The organism is Flavobacterium terrisoli, assembly GCF_030167905.1.
In the GTDB taxonomy this organism is placed as follows: domain Bacteria; phylum Bacteroidota; class Bacteroidia; order Flavobacteriales; family Flavobacteriaceae; genus Flavobacterium; species Flavobacterium terrisoli.
In genome coordinates, this window is record NZ_JARGNA010000008.1 from 164444 (window position 1) to 179302 (window position 14859).

12 protein-coding genes are annotated in these 14859 nt (G+C 39.4%); 7 read left to right on the forward strand and 5 right to left on the reverse strand.

Annotation, left to right across the window (positions count from 1 at the left end; translation table 11 throughout):
- Positions 1–2: 2 nt before the first annotated feature.
- Both P1K33_RS12565 and P1K33_RS12570 read right to left on the reverse strand, forming a co-directional pair.
- Positions 3–416: a DUF6691 family protein gene (locus P1K33_RS12565; RefSeq protein ID WP_284653333.1), complete on the reverse strand. Its 414-nt coding sequence runs from the start codon at positions 414–416 to the stop codon at positions 3–5.
- A gap of 3 nt (positions 417–419) precedes the next feature.
- A complete protein-coding gene (locus P1K33_RS12570; RefSeq protein WP_284653334.1) occupies positions 420–977 on the reverse strand; it encodes a YeeE/YedE family protein in 558 nt (185 codons plus the stop codon).
- A gap of 94 nt (positions 978–1071) precedes the next feature.
- On the opposite strand from P1K33_RS12570, the gene P1K33_RS12575 reads away from it, so the two are divergent.
- The 5 genes from P1K33_RS12575 (at position 1072) to P1K33_RS12595 (ending at position 11845) form a co-directional block, all read left to right on the forward strand.
- The gene (locus P1K33_RS12575) at positions 1072–1551 is read left to right on the forward strand and encodes a DUF4199 domain-containing protein (protein ID WP_284653335.1); all 480 of its coding nucleotides are present in this window, start codon (positions 1072–1074) and stop codon (positions 1549–1551) included.
- Between the two features lie 65 nt (positions 1552–1616).
- Complete coding sequence (locus P1K33_RS12580) at positions 1617–2072, forward strand: 2-dehydro-3-deoxyphosphooctonate aldolase (RefSeq protein ID WP_284653336.1); 456 nt, start codon at positions 1617–1619, stop codon at positions 2070–2072.
- Positions 2073–2140: 68 nt separating this feature from the next.
- A complete protein-coding gene (gene kdsA / locus P1K33_RS12585; RefSeq protein ID WP_284653337.1) occupies positions 2141–2959 on the forward strand; it encodes a 3-deoxy-8-phosphooctulonate synthase in 819 nt (272 codons plus the stop codon).
- A gap of 21 nt (positions 2960–2980) precedes the next feature.
- Complete coding sequence (locus tag P1K33_RS12590; RefSeq protein WP_284653338.1) at positions 2981–3826, forward strand: hypothetical protein; 846 nt, start codon at positions 2981–2983, stop codon at positions 3824–3826.
- Positions 3827–3874: 48 nt separating this feature from the next.
- Complete coding sequence (locus tag P1K33_RS12595; RefSeq protein WP_284653340.1) at positions 3875–11845, forward strand: choice-of-anchor L domain-containing protein; 7971 nt, start codon at positions 3875–3877, stop codon at positions 11843–11845.
- Between the two features lie 36 nt (positions 11846–11881).
- Here P1K33_RS12595 and P1K33_RS12600 read toward each other — a convergent pair whose 3' ends face one another.
- Genes P1K33_RS12600 through P1K33_RS12610 form a run of 3 tightly spaced genes read right to left on the reverse strand, consistent with a single transcriptional unit; the run spans position 11882 to position 13850 of the window.
- Positions 11882–12232 carry a DUF1801 domain-containing protein gene (locus P1K33_RS12600; protein ID WP_350028979.1) on the reverse strand — a complete coding sequence of 117 codons (351 nt, stop codon included), beginning with the start codon at positions 12230–12232 and terminating at the stop codon, positions 11882–11884.
- A 12-nt stretch (positions 12233–12244) separates the two neighbouring features.
- On the reverse strand, positions 12245–12466 hold the full coding sequence (locus P1K33_RS12605; RefSeq protein WP_284653342.1) for a hypothetical protein: 222 nt from the start codon (positions 12464–12466) through the stop codon (positions 12245–12247).
- Positions 12467–12476: 10 nt separating this feature from the next.
- Positions 12477–13850: a M28 family peptidase gene (locus P1K33_RS12610; protein WP_284653343.1), complete on the reverse strand. Its 1374-nt coding sequence runs from the start codon at positions 13848–13850 to the stop codon at positions 12477–12479.
- A gap of 86 nt (positions 13851–13936) precedes the next feature.
- Between P1K33_RS12610 and P1K33_RS12615 the strand changes: the two genes are divergently transcribed.
- Positions 13937–14548, forward strand: coding sequence for a hypothetical protein (locus P1K33_RS12615; RefSeq protein ID WP_284653344.1), 612 nt, complete (start codon positions 13937–13939; stop codon positions 14546–14548).
- Positions 14549–14845, forward strand: a complete 297-nt coding sequence (locus tag P1K33_RS12620; RefSeq protein ID WP_284653345.1) for a winged helix-turn-helix domain-containing protein — start codon at positions 14549–14551, stop codon at positions 14843–14845.
- Positions 14846–14859: the final 14 nt, after the last annotated feature.

Sequence of the window (14859 nt, forward strand, 5' to 3'; positions counted from 1 at the left end):
TATTAATGAGGCAGTTTGTCTTTAAGAACCCCGTATAAAAAAGTACCCAAAACAGCGCCGATCAATATCAGTCCGACACTCATGAATCCGGCACCAAGAAGAATAAAAATCGGTCCGGGACAAGCACCAACCATAGCCCAGCCCAATCCGAAAAGCGTTCCGCCAATCCAATAGCGTGCATTTCCCTTTTCTTTGTCCTGGATAACGATTAGGTTACCGTCAATATCTTTTAGTTGTTTTCTTTTGATTAGTTGAACACCGATTAACCCTGTAGTGATGGCCACTCCGATGATACCATACATATGGAACGATTGGAACTGAAACATTTCATAGATTCTGTACCAGGAAACCGCTTCGGCTTTGGTCAAAATGATTCCGAAAATAAAACCAACGATTATATATTTTAAAAATTTCATAGTTTAAAAAATTAGAGGTAAAATAAAGTGCGCCATAATCAATCCGCCGACAAAAAATCCAATTACCGCTTTTAACGAAGGCAACTGCAAATTGCTCAAGCCTGAAATCGCATGCCCTGACGTACAACCACCGGCATAACGCGAACCAAATCCGATTAAAACGCCTCCAAAAATCAAAATAAAAATCATTTTACCCGATTGGAATATTTCGTTTCCAAAAAGCGCCTCCGGCAATAATTTTCCGTTTGGTGCTTCAATTCCCATTGCGGCTAATTGCTCAATGGTTTTTGGGTTTAAATCCACATTGGAAGCATCACTTAAAAAATGAACTGCCACATAACCGCCAATCATTGCGCCAAAGACCACAGCCAAATTCCAGCGTTGTGATTTCCAGTCCCAGTCAAAGAATGGTACTTTTTTTCCAATGCCGGTCATGGAACACAACGAACGTAAATTAGAAGACATTCCGAAAACTTTTCCAAAATAATTGAGCGTCAGCATGACCATTCCAATCAGAAAACCGGAAACAGCCCAATGCCATGTATGTGTAATAAATTCCATCTGAATAATTTTTACAAAAATAGAAATATAAAAATGTTATCCACTATTAAATATTATTGAAATGAAGTATTTTTGAACCAAATTAAATCACAACATGAAAAATTATTCCATCGAGATAAAATGGACACTTCGCTTTATATTACTGGTATTGGCTTGGGCCATCGGAGAAAAATTCACCGGTCTGCATGATGTTTATATCGATAAATATGCCCTTTATACTAATCTTTTTGTTATTCCGGCGTTCCTGTTTTTTTATCTGGCTTTAAATGAAAAAAAGAAAGTCATTTACAACGGCCAAATGACCTGGACACAAGGATTTGTCAGCGGCATTATTTTATCTTTTTTCATTGCTTTGCTGATGCCTATTGCCCAGTTGGTTATCTATAAAAGTATCACGCCACATTTTTTTGACAATATTATTGAATACAAACTCAAAAATAAATACATGTCACTGGAAGACGCCAAAACATTCTTCAATTTGAATACCTATATGGTTGAAAGTGCTTTCAGCGGATTGTCAAAAGGAATAATGACCGGAGCAATTGTTTCGTTATTTATCCGAACCAAAAAATAAAATAGCACGGTTATTGTATTATCGAAAAAAAAATAATCAACTATTCTGAACTAAATTCAGCATCAATGAAAAAAATAATCAAAATCAGTTTTTTTGCCCTATTGCTTTCGCTTTTCACTTCTTGTGTAAGCACACGTTCTACTTTGAAAAACGTTGATGACAATGCTCCTATCCCAACACTAAAGGGAAATGCCTTTGTTTTAACCGAATACAGCAAAGACAAAAAATATGGTTACGATCCGGATTATCCGGTAAATGTTTTTTACAAAGACGCTAAAAACGAAAACCTCAATGCCGAAAGATTCTTAAGGGCATTGGCCGGGCCGAATGGAGAAACCGTCACTTTTACAAAATTGGAAAGTTGTTGTCCGTTTCCGACCAAAAGAACAGAAATGGGCGCCGGTTTTTTAGATATTTATGAACTGACTTGGGAAGGCCAAAAAAATCCAGTCAAACTTTACATAAATATTTATGAAAGAGGATATTTGCTTGTCCCTGTTGGTCTTTCAGCCAAAAAATAACTTAACAAAATATCTATAAAATGTAACCAAATTATTCATAACTTAGCGGTTTTTAAATCCAAAATTTTATGAATATAAATACCATTCCACAAATCAAGAATATCGATAGTGGAAATTTCTTCGTCCTTGCAGGACCATGTGCTATTGAAGGCGAAGAAATGGCAATGAGAATTGCCGAGAAATTAGTTACCATAACTGATAAATTAGAAATACCATACGTTTTTAAAGGCTCATTCAAAAAAGCCAACCGCTCGCGAATAGACAGTTTTTCTGGAATTGGCGATGAAAAAGCATTAAAGATTCTTCGAAAAGTTTCAGAGACTTTTCATATCCCAACCGTTACCGATATCCATACCAATGAAGATGCAGCGATGGCTGCTGAATATGTTGATGTATTACAAATTCCGGCATTTTTGGTGCGCCAAACCGATTTAGTCGTCGCAGCTGCCAAAACCGGAAAAGTAGTCAACTTAAAGAAAGGACAATTCATGAGTCCGGAAAGTATGAAACATGCCGTTCAAAAAGTATTGGACTGCCAAAATGAAAATGTAATGGTTACCGACAGAGGAACCATGTTTGGTTACCAGGATATGATTGTTGATTTCCGAGGCATTCCAACGATGCAACATTATGCCACTACTGTCCTTGACGTTACCCATTCCTTACAACAGCCAAATCAAACCGCTGGAGTAACCGGCGGAAGACCTGATATGATTGAAACGATTGCCAAAGCCGGAATTGCCGTAGGCGTGGATGGCATATTCATTGAAACCCATTTTGATCCGGCTCATGCCAAAAGTGATGGCGCCAATATGCTGCATCTGGATTATTTTGAAGGTTTGATGACCCGATTAGTAGCCATTAGAAAAACAATCAATTCATTTTAATTTTTTAATTTTATTTAAGCTTTGAAAAAAATATTTTTATTTTCATTTCTAACATTATATACCATAACCCAATCTGTTTCAGCTCAGGACAAACAAGCTAATCCGGATAAATACACCGCTCACAACAAAGGTAAATTCTTTGTTTATTGGGGTGGAAACAGAGAAAGTTATTCTAAATCAGACATTCATTTTAAAGGAGATAATTACAACTTTACCTTGCATGATGTAACGGCGAGTGACAAACCAAAAGGGTGGCATATGGATTATGTAAACCCTGCCAGGATGACGATTCCGCAGACCAATTTAAGGATTGGTTATTTCATCAACGACCATTACAACATTGCCATAGGCGTTGATCATATGAAATACGTAATGGACCAAAACCAAACAGCAAACATAACCGGCGAAATCAATGAAGGAACTCCTTTTGACGGAACATATAACAATGAACCCATTGTACTTACAGAAGATTTTCTTACTTTTGAACATACTGATGGGTTGAATTATATCCATAGTGAATTTTCAAGGGTTGATGATATTTCTAAATTGTTTAAAGTCCGAAACACTGATATATTTCAACTTAACATTACGGAAGGAATTGGCGCAGGTGTTTTGTATCCAAAAACAAATGCCATGCTTTTAGGAAAAGAAAGACACGATGATTTCCATGTTTCAGGATATGGAATTTCTGCGAAAGTGGGACTTAACTTTACATTTTTCAAACACTTCTTTATCCAAACGGAATTAAAAGGAGGTTATATAGATATGAATGACATTAAAACAACACATAGTGATTCCGACAGCGCTTCTCAGCATTTTTTCTTTTTGCAGAGAATTATAGCTTTCGGAGGGATTTTTAAAGTATAATTTTTTTTTAACGAACAAACAAACTACTACCAACCAAAAACAACCAATATGAAAAAAATTACGTTATTACTGTTAGCATCTTTCTTCTCAATCGCTGGTTATTCTCAATTAGCTCCGGAATGTTTTGAATCAACAACCGGTCCTGATCCGTTACCATCTACCAACTGGACATTAGGCACAGGAAACTGGGCTGTTTTCGACAACGGTGTTGGATTAGGGCAACGCTGGGGAATAAACAGTACTATAGCTTCGCCCGTCATTGTTTATCAAGGCGCTAATGCGGCTTATATCAATAGGGAGAATATTGGCCAGGGAAATACTTCCGAAGACTATTTGGCAACTCCTTTGGTTTCCATTCCGGCAAATGGTGAATTGCATTTTTATACCCGAACTTTTACAGTTGGGAATCAGGGAACGCTTTACCAAATAAAAGTAGCGCCGTCTACTGCTTCGCAAACAAATCCTGCCGCTTATGCTTTGGTACAGCAATGGACTGAACCTGAATTGGTAACAACTTTCAATGTTTATGAAGAAAAAATTGTTGATTTATCAGCTTATGCCGGACAATCAGTATATGTTTCCTTTGTTAGGGTTTATACGCAACCGTTGGCAATATTAGATGGTGACAGATGGTTGATTGATTGTGCCAGTATTAATACAAAATGTTTAGCACCTGTTAATTTAACAGCTACCTTATTAACAGCAGATGGAGCTACATTAAACTGGGACAATCCAAGTGGTGCTACTTCTTGGGAAATTGAAATCGTACCTGCAGCAGGAACACCGACAGGTGTTGGAACTGTTTACAATGGTCCGCTACCTTATGTAGTTACGGGATTGAATGCTAATACAGCTTATAAATTTTATGTAAGAGCTTTGTGTTCTACAGGATATTCGAGTGAATGGGTTGGACCATCAAGCATTTTCACCACTTCAACACTACCTCCAGTCTGTGGCGGTAACTTTGTGGATGAAGCCGGGCCAACAACAAACTATGCCAATAATTCAGATTCAACCGTTACCATTTGCCCAAGTATTCCGGGCGAATTGGTTACAGTAACTTTTACTGCATTTAATACCGAAGCCAATTGGGATGCCTTATATGTTTTTGATGGAAACTCAATTGCAGCACCTCAAATCGCGAGTGCTAATCCACCGGCTAACGTACCGGGAGGTTTGGCCGGAGGTTACTGGGGAACAACAATCCCTGGGCCTTTTACTTCATCGAGCCCGGATGGTTGTTTGACTTTCCGATTTAGAAGTGACGGTTTTGTTAATAATCCGGGATGGATTGCTAACGTAACCTGTGCTCCGCCACCGGTTTGTCAGCAGCCAACAGCTTTAACAACAACAAATATTACTCCAAACGAGGTTACCTTAGGTTGGACCAATGTTGGAAACGCTACATCGTGGCAAGTCTTGGTTTTACCATGTAATGCGCCACCACCAACGGCAGCTTCAACAGGTTGGACAGAGGTATCAACAAATACATATACAATGACTGGCTTAACCTCTGCCTTTTGTTACAATTTTTATGTAAGAGGTAATTGTGGAGCCACGGATGGCGTAAGTTTATGGGCTGGTCCAAAATCATTTACAACCTTAGTAGCGCCGCCGGTTTGTGGAGGTAACTTCGTAGATGAAGCAGGTCCAACAACCAATTATGCCAATAATTCAGATTCAATTGTTACCATTTGCCCTGTTACTCCGGGTGATTTAGTTACAGTAACCTTTACGGCATTTGATACAGAAACCAACTGGGATGCTTTATATGTATTTGACGGAAATTCAATTGCTTCGCCACAAATAGCGAGTGAGAATCCTGCAAATAACGTTCCTGGTGGTTTAGCCGGAGGTTATTGGGGAACAACAATCCCAGGGCCATTTACTTCTTCGAGTCCGGATGGTTGTTTAACTTTCAGATTCAGAAGTGATGGTTTTGTTACTAATCCTGGATGGGTTGCCAATGTAACTTGTGCACCAGCACCAGCTTGTCAACAGCCAACAGGTATTACTACCTCAGACGTTACTTCAGACTCCGTTACAGTAGGCTGGACCAATGTCGGAGCTGCAACTTCATGGGAAATATTTGCCGTAACTTGTGGTTCGACACCACCGGATGCTTCATCTGTAGGTGTGCCGGCTACTGCAAGTCCATTTTTACTTGATGGTCTGGACTCTTCTACCTGTTATGATATTTATGTAAGAGGAAATTGTGGGGTTGATGGCTTTAGCGCATGGGCAGGTCCAAGATCTATAACGACTCAGGTAGCACCGCCGGTTTGTGGTGGAATTTATATAGATGAAGGTGGACCGGACAATTACCCTAATAATTCAGATTCTATAGTTACCATCTGTCCGGTAAATGCCGGAGATCAGGTAACTGTTACCTTTACTTCTTTTGATACAGAAACCAACTGGGACGCCTTATATGTATTTGACGGAAACTCAATTACAGACCCACAAATAGCAAGTGATAACCCTGCCAATAACGTACCTGGTGGTTTAGCCGGAGGTTATTGGGGTACAGAAATACCTGGTCCGTTTACCTCATCAAGTGTGGATGGTTGCTTGACCTTCCGATTCAGAAGTGATGGTTTTGTTACTAATCCTGGATGGGTTGCCAATGTGACTTGTTTACCTCCACCAACCTGCCCGAGACCGACTGCTTTAGTAGTTTCAGATATAACTCAAACCGGCGCAACCGTAGCCTGGACAGAAGTTGGTTCAGCCACTTCATGGCAAGTTTTATTTTTACCGGCAAGTGCACCGGCACCGGATGCTTCAGCAACAGGCTGGGTAACTGCGACGACTAACCCATTTGTATATGACGGTTTAGATTCTGGTACACTTTATAAAGTTTATGTAAGAGCATTTTGTAATGACGCTGACATTAGTTTCTGGTCAAACGGATTAACTTTTGCAACTTTAATTACCAATGATGAATGTGATAACGCTATAGATGTTCCTGTAAATCCTGCAACTGAATGTGTGCAATTTGTATCAGGAACTGTAATTGGCGCAACTGCTTCAGCGTTACCGGAAACTACTTGTGGCGGTACTGCTGATGATGATGTTTGGTTCTCTTTTACCGCTACCGCTACGGATCACTCCATTAATTTCAATAATCTTTTAGGAAATGATACTTTTATGGTCCATGGAGTATATAGTGGTACTTGTGGTACTTTAACCGAACTCTATTGTAGTTTTGACAATCAAAGTATTGCCAGTGGTTTAGTTATTGGCCAAACCTATTATATAAGAGTACATACCTGGACAGGTGATGCTAATCAAAACACAACCTTTGATGTTTGTATAGGAACCATTCCTCCACCAATATCAACTGACGAAACAACATACACTACGCTCGAATTGATTGAAGATGTATTCTTAAACTCAACTTGTGCAAGTGTTTCGAATGTTACCTCATCAACCGGTACCGATTTTGGTTCAACTAATGGTATTGCCTATTTCAACCAAAACGGTTCAGGATTTCCTTTTAGTGAAGGTATTGTGTTAACGACTGGTGACGCAATGAGAGCACCGGGTCCAAACACTGAAGGACTTGGCGATGGTACCGATGCCTGGCCAGGTGACGCCGATTTGGAAGCTATCATTTTGGCAGCAACCGGAGAAGCTATGAATTCACATAATGCTACCAAACTGGAATTTGATTTTGTACCATTAGTAAGTGAAATCAATTTTAATTTCATTTTTGCCTCAGAAGAATATGGTACATTCCAATGTAACTATTCAGATGCCTTCGCCTTTTTATTAACGGATTTAACAACCAATGTAACTACCAATTTAGCAGTAATCCCGAACACGACAACTCCTGTTTCTGTGGTAACCATCAGAGATATGTTGTACAATGCAGGTTGTGCTTCTGTTAACCCTGAATATTTTGATGCTTTTTATGGCTTTGGCGGATTAGATCCTCTAGGTTCTCCTGCTGATTTTAACGGGATAACTGTTCCGCTTACAGCTACCTCAGCAGTTACTCCGGGTAATCAGTACCATATCAAGTTGGTTATTGCAGACCGTTTTGACAACAGTTTTGACTCTGCCGTTTTCCTTGAAGGAGGAAGTTTGGATATTGGAAATATTGAATTGGGAGAAGATTTTCTTCAAGCCAACAATACAGCATTGTGCAATGGAACAGATTATACCATTACAAGTGGTTTGAATCCTGAACTTTATACTTTCACCTGGACTAATGGTGGAAACACAATTCCTAATGAAACCGGTCCAAACCTAACCATCAACCAACCAGGTGTTTATGGTGTTACCATTCAATATATTGGTACTACTTGTACTTCATCAGATTCACTTACAATTGAATACTATGACCCATTTGTACCGGGAACTCCTAACAATTTAGTAGCTTGTGATGTTTCAGGTTTTGCTCAATTTGATTTAAGTCAAAATAATGCTTCAGCCTTAGGAAGTTTAGATTCTGCTTTATATAATGTAAACTATTATCTGACTAATGCTGATGCAATCGCTGAGCTAAACCCTCTACCAACATTATATACTAATACAACTCCAAACTCGCAAATAATTTTTGTCAGAGTAGAAAATAACCTTACCGAATGTTTTGAAATCAGAAGTTTTAACCTGATTGTAAATCCACCGATAGCACCTACATTCCTTTCTCCTGCTCCTATTTGTAGCGGAGATACCGCGCCAACGTTACCATCAACTTCAATCAATGGGGTTACAGGAACCTGGTCTCCTTCTGTAGTTGACAATACACAAACTGCCACTTACACATTCACACCGACCCCGGGACAATGTGCTGCAACAACAACCATGTCAATTACAGTTTATCAAAACTGTGCTTTCGGAAGTTTTGCAAGTGCGGTTTGGTTGACCAATTGTGCAACCGGTAATTTCTTTAATACCGTTGGATCAGGAAGCTCAATCATCGGGCCTGCTGAAAATATATTCCCTAATACTGATTTCGGAACTTATGTTTCCAATTCAAATACCTTTAAATTAAGAGGTGCTGAAGTTAAAACATTCAAAAGTGCTACTGCCAATGTATGTAGTGCTAGATTGTTCTATAGAATTTATCCGCAATCGGGAACACCGGGAGCTTTCACAACATTAAATCTTCCTTTCTTTGAAGATTGTACCGCTGGTACATTCCCAAGTGGTGGACCTTGTAATACCGGTGATCAAAAATGGCAACGTGTATTGAATGATGCTCAATCACCTGTTGATTTAACGGCTTATCCTGCCGGGGATTATGTAATAGAAGTGTATTATGAAGTTACAGGTGATGTGACTTCAACCACTGAATGTGATGACACGATTTTAATCAATAACAATGGTGCCAATTTTATTGCTACTTATACGTTACAGGCAAATCCAACATTCACATTTACTAATCCAACAACCTGTACAGGTTCTGACGGTACTATTACCATTGGAAGTTTAGCTCCTGCAACTGTCTATTCACTGACTTATTCAGATGACAGTACTTCTGTTGGGCCAATTACCATTACTACTGATAATAATGGAAACTATACCTTAACCGGATTAAGCAATGGAACTTATTCAAACTTTAATTTAACCGTTAACAGTTGTGTAATCAACTCTACGGATGTAATTACTTTGAATGCGACAGGAACTGCTGTTGCAACCAGCACCAACCCTGCTACATGTGGTGGAACTACTGGTACAATTACCATCAGTAATTTAGATCCTAATCAAGTATATACAGTGACCTATTTGGATGATACCGTAACGGTTGGCCCAACAAATATGACAGCCGATGCAAACGGATTAATTGTCTTGACTGGATTGAATGCCGGTGTTTATGGTCCATTTACCTTTGTTACGCCTAACTGTACTGTAACGGCACCAACGGCAACTTTAGTTGATCCGGGAGCACCGATAGTAACAGTTAACAGTGCTAATATCTGTAACGGTCAAAACACTACGATCACAGCAACTCCTCAAGTGCCGGGAAGTTATAGTTATGCATGGACTGTACCTGCAGGATTCCCGAATCCTGGTAACGTTGCCAGTTTCGTAACATCTGTACCGGGTGCCTATACTGTAGTGGTTACACCGCTGGTTACTACTTTCTGTAATGGAAGTTTTGAAACTCCAACAGCGACAGGTCAGTTCCCTAATATGCTTAATGAAAATCTTGTTCCATGTTGGGATACAACTGCTGCTGATGGTGTTATTGAAGTATGGCCTCCAGCTGGATTTGAAAATGTATTTGCTTATCAAGGCGGTCAGTTTATAGAAATGAACGGAACCTCGATAGCTACAATATTCCAGGATTTCACAACATCACCCGGAGCTCAACTGCAAATTTCATTTGCACACAGAGGTCGTCAGGGTAATGATACCGTAGGAGTTGAAATCGGACCTACTGGTGGACCATACGTAAACATAGGAAACTTTACAGATGGCAATACAGCATGGGTTTTACACAATTTAACCTATACTGTTCCGGCTAGTGGCGGAAATAATTACACCCTAAGATTTGTATCAGTATCAAGTACCGGTGGAAATCCGTCAGTTGGTAATTTCCTTGATGCTGTAAATGTTACTTCATCGGGTTGTGCTTCAAGTCCGGTTACCGGAACTGTTACACTAACGCCTTCTGTAACTTTGACTTTGACAACTGCCAATAATACACAAACGGTTTGTGTAAACACTGCGATTGCCAATATTGTCTATGCTTCAACTGATGCAACTGATGTTACTGTTACCGGTCTTCCATCTGGAGTAACCGGAGTGTATAACGCTACAACCGGTGCATTCACCATTAGTGGAAGTCCAACACAAACCGGCACGTTCAATTTCACAGTGACCTCAACTGTAAGTTGTAATACTGTAACCCTAACCGGTACTATCACTGTAACGCCAACAAATAACTCAACATTTGCGCCTATTACTATTTGTAGTGGACAAAATGTGACGTTACCGGCAACTTCGCTGGAAGGAACAACAGGAACCTGGAATCCGGCAACTGTAGACAATACCCAAACAGCAACTTATACATTTACTCCAAACACGGGTCAATGTGCGCTTCAGGGAAGTTTAACGGTTACCGTTAACCCGAATATCACACCGACATTCCCTGGGGTAGCTCCAATTTGTTCAGGTGACACGTTGAACCCATTACCAACTACTTCAAATGAAGGTTTTGTTGGAACATGGTCACCGGCTTTAAACAATACAGCAACCACGACGTACACATTTACACCTGATGCAGGTCCGTGTGCGACGACTGCAACGATGACCATTACGGTTAACCAACCGGTAGCTGCTACATTTAATGCAATTCCGGCGCTTTGTTCCGGAGGAACTGCTCCTACGCTTCCGGCAACTTCATTAGAAGGATTTACCGGAACCTGGACACCAGCAGTAATTGACAATACAGCTTCAGCAACCTATACTTTTGTTCCGGATGCTGGTCAATGTGCTACCAATGGAAGCCTTGCGGTAACTGTACAAAGTAGTTTTGATTTTGAAATCACTGGAAATTGTGTTGGAAATGATTTCGTTCTTGAAGTTACTGCAGTAAACGGTACTTTTGATGTTGATACCGCTAGTTATAACTGGTTTAATAGCGACCTACAATTAGTCGGTACAAATTCAAATACCTTCAACGTTAGTGACTATTTGAGTTCAACGCCTGCAAGTGAAACGCTGCCAATTACATTCTCTGTAACGGTTACTACACCTGATGGTTGTACCAAAAATGAACAAATCACTTTGGATCAAATCTCTTGTGGTATTCAAAAAGGTATTTCTGCCAATAATGATGGTAGCAATGACTTCTTTGATTTGACACAATTCGATGTTAGAAACCTGACTATCTTCAACCGTTACGGTATGAAAGTTTATAGTAAAAGTCAGTATAGAGACGAATGGAAAGGTCAATCTGATAAAGGAGATGAATTACCGGATGGTACTTACTATTATGTCATCGAATTTAACGGTGGTGGTGAAGCCAAAACAGGTTGGATTTATATCAACCGCGAACAATAAAAACAATTAAAAAAGCCCCGAATCTCGGGGCTTTTTTTAATATAGCTTTTTAGCTTCTTCTATAACTGAAGCCAAAACATCATTTTCAATTTTATCTAAAGCATAATAACGCAATGACTTAATTGTATTTCTGCCGTTATCTGCAATCAAATGCTCCAGATTATTTTTCAACTGAAAACCTTTGGCAAAACCCACATCTACAAATTGGTGTTTGTGACTGGCATTGAGATAGCAAAATGGTTTTTTCTTATAGTAGAAATAGGGAATTCCCCATTTGTATTCCAAACTAACTTCCGGCAACGTATGCTCAACAACTGTAATAATGTGAAGCAACATACTGCGGTACTTTTCGGGTTGATTGAGGATGTAAATTTCTGTTGGTTTCAATTGAGTAAAATACTATTTCTCCTTATTTCTTTTTGTTGCGAATTTATATAATTTAATATTCAGCCAAAACAATGCACTAAAAACTAAAACTGCTGCAAAGCAATAGCCAAGATTAAAAGCCAGGTCTTTTTTATTATTAATAACATCTTTGATTATACCGAAAATACCACTCAGCAAAAGAACAAACAAAAACATACTCAACAGCTGCAAACCAAAAAACAGAAACTTCTTCATAATCAATAAATTAATCGATTCCGTATTGGTCAAACAAATAAACCAAAGCAGCCATCGTGGCTGAACCTAATTCCAATTCTCTTTTATTGATTGCATCAAAAGTATCATTGGCGGCGTGATGGTAATCAAAATAACGCTGAGAATCGGGTCTTAATCCGGCTTTTACAAGCTTATTAGAGGTTAATGGTTCAATATCTGAACCGGTATGTCCTTTTACAAAATTGTGGATTAGATAAGGCTCAAATAATGAGTTCCATCCTTTCGCTTTATTGAAGTTGGCTTCGTCACATTCAAATGAAAATCCTCTTGGCGAAAATCCACCGGCATCGCTTTCCAAAGCAAAAATGTGGTTTTCCTTATTGGCTTTTGACAATTCCTCATATTTCTTTCCACCTTTTCCACCAAACTCTTCATTCATAAATAACACAGCCCTGATGGTGTTTTTTGGTTTATAATTCAACCGTTTGAAAAGTTCCAAAACCGCCATGCTCTGCACACAACCTGCACCATCGTCATGTGAACCGTCGCCCAAATCCCAGGAATCCAAATGACCGCCAACCACCATGATTTTTTCAGGATGTTCAGAACCTGTAATTTCTCCAATCACATTGTACGAAAGCACATCTTCATATCGCTGACAAGATTGCTTGAAGTAAAATTTCAGGTGTGGATTCTCCTTTAGTCTTTGGCTCAATAATTCAGCACCATTCGTACTAATCGCTGCCGCAGGTATTTTTTGAGCATCAGGTAAATCCCCATAACTCGTAGCTCCGGTATGTGGAAAATCATCAAGTCTTAAATTTAAGGAGCGAACAATCGCACCAACAGCACCAAACTTAGCTGCTTCCTGAGCACCGGCTCTTCTCTGATCACCACAACGACCGTAAGAAACAAAAGCATCTATGTTTTCCGGCTCCATCGGACGATTGTAAAAAACTATTTTGCCTTTGATTTTGGCTTCGCCTAATGTTTCCAATTCTTTAATACTGTGCACTTCGATAACCTCGGCAGTCAAACCGTTTTTAGAAGTAGCAACCGAACCGCCAAGCGCACAAATCGGCACACTGGTTTTACTTTTTTTGTCCAAAATATAAGCCGTTTCCTTTTCGCCTCTTACCCATTTCGGGACCATGACTTCCTGAAGATAAACCCTGTCGAGTCCTAATGTTTCCAATTGTTGCTTGGTATAAGTCACGCCTTTTTCAGCACCGACCGAACCCGACATTCTCTGTCCTACTTTGTTAGACAAATCATCCAGCCAGGAATAGCATTTCGAATTGGTTAAAGCCGATTTATAGATATCACTCAGCATCTGCTCATCTTTGGTTTGGGCAAAACCCATCGAACATAATAAAAACGCCGTACCGAAAAGGACTTTTTTCATAGGAATAATTTTTATCAAAAATAAATGAAAAAACATTTGGTCACAGAAAAAATATTCATTTACTTTGTTTTTCAAAGTACTTTAATATGGAAGCTAAAGATTATCTAAAAGACATTCAGGACATCAAACAAATGATGGCACAATCGACTCAGTTTATTTCTTTGAGCGGTTTATCGGGAATCATGGCCGGATTGTATGCTTTAGGCGGTGCAGTCGTGGTAAACTTTTTAATAGATAATCACCAGTCAAGGTACATCACCCTGGAAAGCACTACTTTCAAATTGATCATCGCCGTTGCTATGGCTGTATTGGTTTTGTCTCTAATCACAGCTTATATCATGACCGCAAACAAGGCGAAGAAAATGGGTGAAAAAGTGTGGAACCCTTCGTCGAAAAGACTGTTAATTAATTTTTGCATTCCGCTGTTTACGGGTGGTATTTTGTCCTTACTTTTATTAAGACACGGAATTTACGGACTCATAGCGCCTATCACGCTGATATTTTATGGATTGGCTTGTGTGAATGCCAGTAAATATACCTTGCGCGATGTTCGGTATTTGGGCATCACCGAAATTATTTTGGGCTTAATTGCCGTAGAATACTCAGGTTACGGATTGTATGTGTGGATTGTTGGTTTTGGGCTTTGCCACATTATTTACGGTGCGGTGATGTATTACAAATACGATCGAAATAATTAAATGAAAAACATTATCCAAAATATCAATAAAGCCTTTGATCATCGAATACGTTTGGGGATTATGTCGGTATTGATGGTCAATGAGAGTGCCGATTTTAATATGCTCAAGGAACTACTGGGCGTCACGGACGGGAATTTAGCCAGCCACACCAAAGCATTAGAAACAGAAGAATACATCATGATCGAAAAACAATTCATAGGAAAGAAACCCAATACGCGTTACATCGCGACGGCAACAGGAAAAAAAGCCTTTCAGGATCATATTGAAGCACTTGAAAAATTAATATCAAAAAGCTAACCCATTTTTTTATC

What these genes read in the sequence shown, in the direction of transcription:
- P1K33_RS12605 (WP_284653342.1), bottom strand. Translation starts at nt 12,466, where the DNA reads ATGAAGAAGTTTCTGTTTTTTGGTTTGCAGCTGTTGAGTATGTTTTTG.
- P1K33_RS12615 (WP_284653344.1), top strand. Translation starts at nt 13,937, where the DNA reads ATGGAAGCTAAAGATTATCTAAAAGACATTCAGGACATCAAACAAATG.
- P1K33_RS12570 (WP_284653334.1), bottom strand. Translation starts at nt 977, where the DNA reads ATGGAATTTATTACACATACATGGCATTGGGCTGTTTCCGGTTTTCTG.
- P1K33_RS12595 (WP_284653340.1), top strand. Translation starts at nt 3,875, where the DNA reads ATGAAAAAAATTACGTTATTACTGTTAGCATCTTTCTTCTCAATCGCT.
- P1K33_RS12580 (WP_284653336.1), top strand. Translation starts at nt 1,617, where the DNA reads ATGAAAAAAATAATCAAAATCAGTTTTTTTGCCCTATTGCTTTCGCTT.
- P1K33_RS12610 (WP_284653343.1), bottom strand. Translation starts at nt 13,850, where the DNA reads ATGAAAAAAGTCCTTTTCGGTACGGCGTTTTTATTATGTTCGATGGGT.
- P1K33_RS12620 (WP_284653345.1), top strand. Translation starts at nt 14,549, where the DNA reads ATGAAAAACATTATCCAAAATATCAATAAAGCCTTTGATCATCGAATA.
- P1K33_RS12565 (WP_284653333.1), bottom strand. Translation starts at nt 416, where the DNA reads ATGAAATTTTTAAAATATATAATCGTTGGTTTTATTTTCGGAATCATT.
- kdsA (WP_284653337.1), top strand. Translation starts at nt 2,141, where the DNA reads ATGAATATAAATACCATTCCACAAATCAAGAATATCGATAGTGGAAAT.
- P1K33_RS12575 (WP_284653335.1), top strand. Translation starts at nt 1,072, where the DNA reads ATGAAAAATTATTCCATCGAGATAAAATGGACACTTCGCTTTATATTA.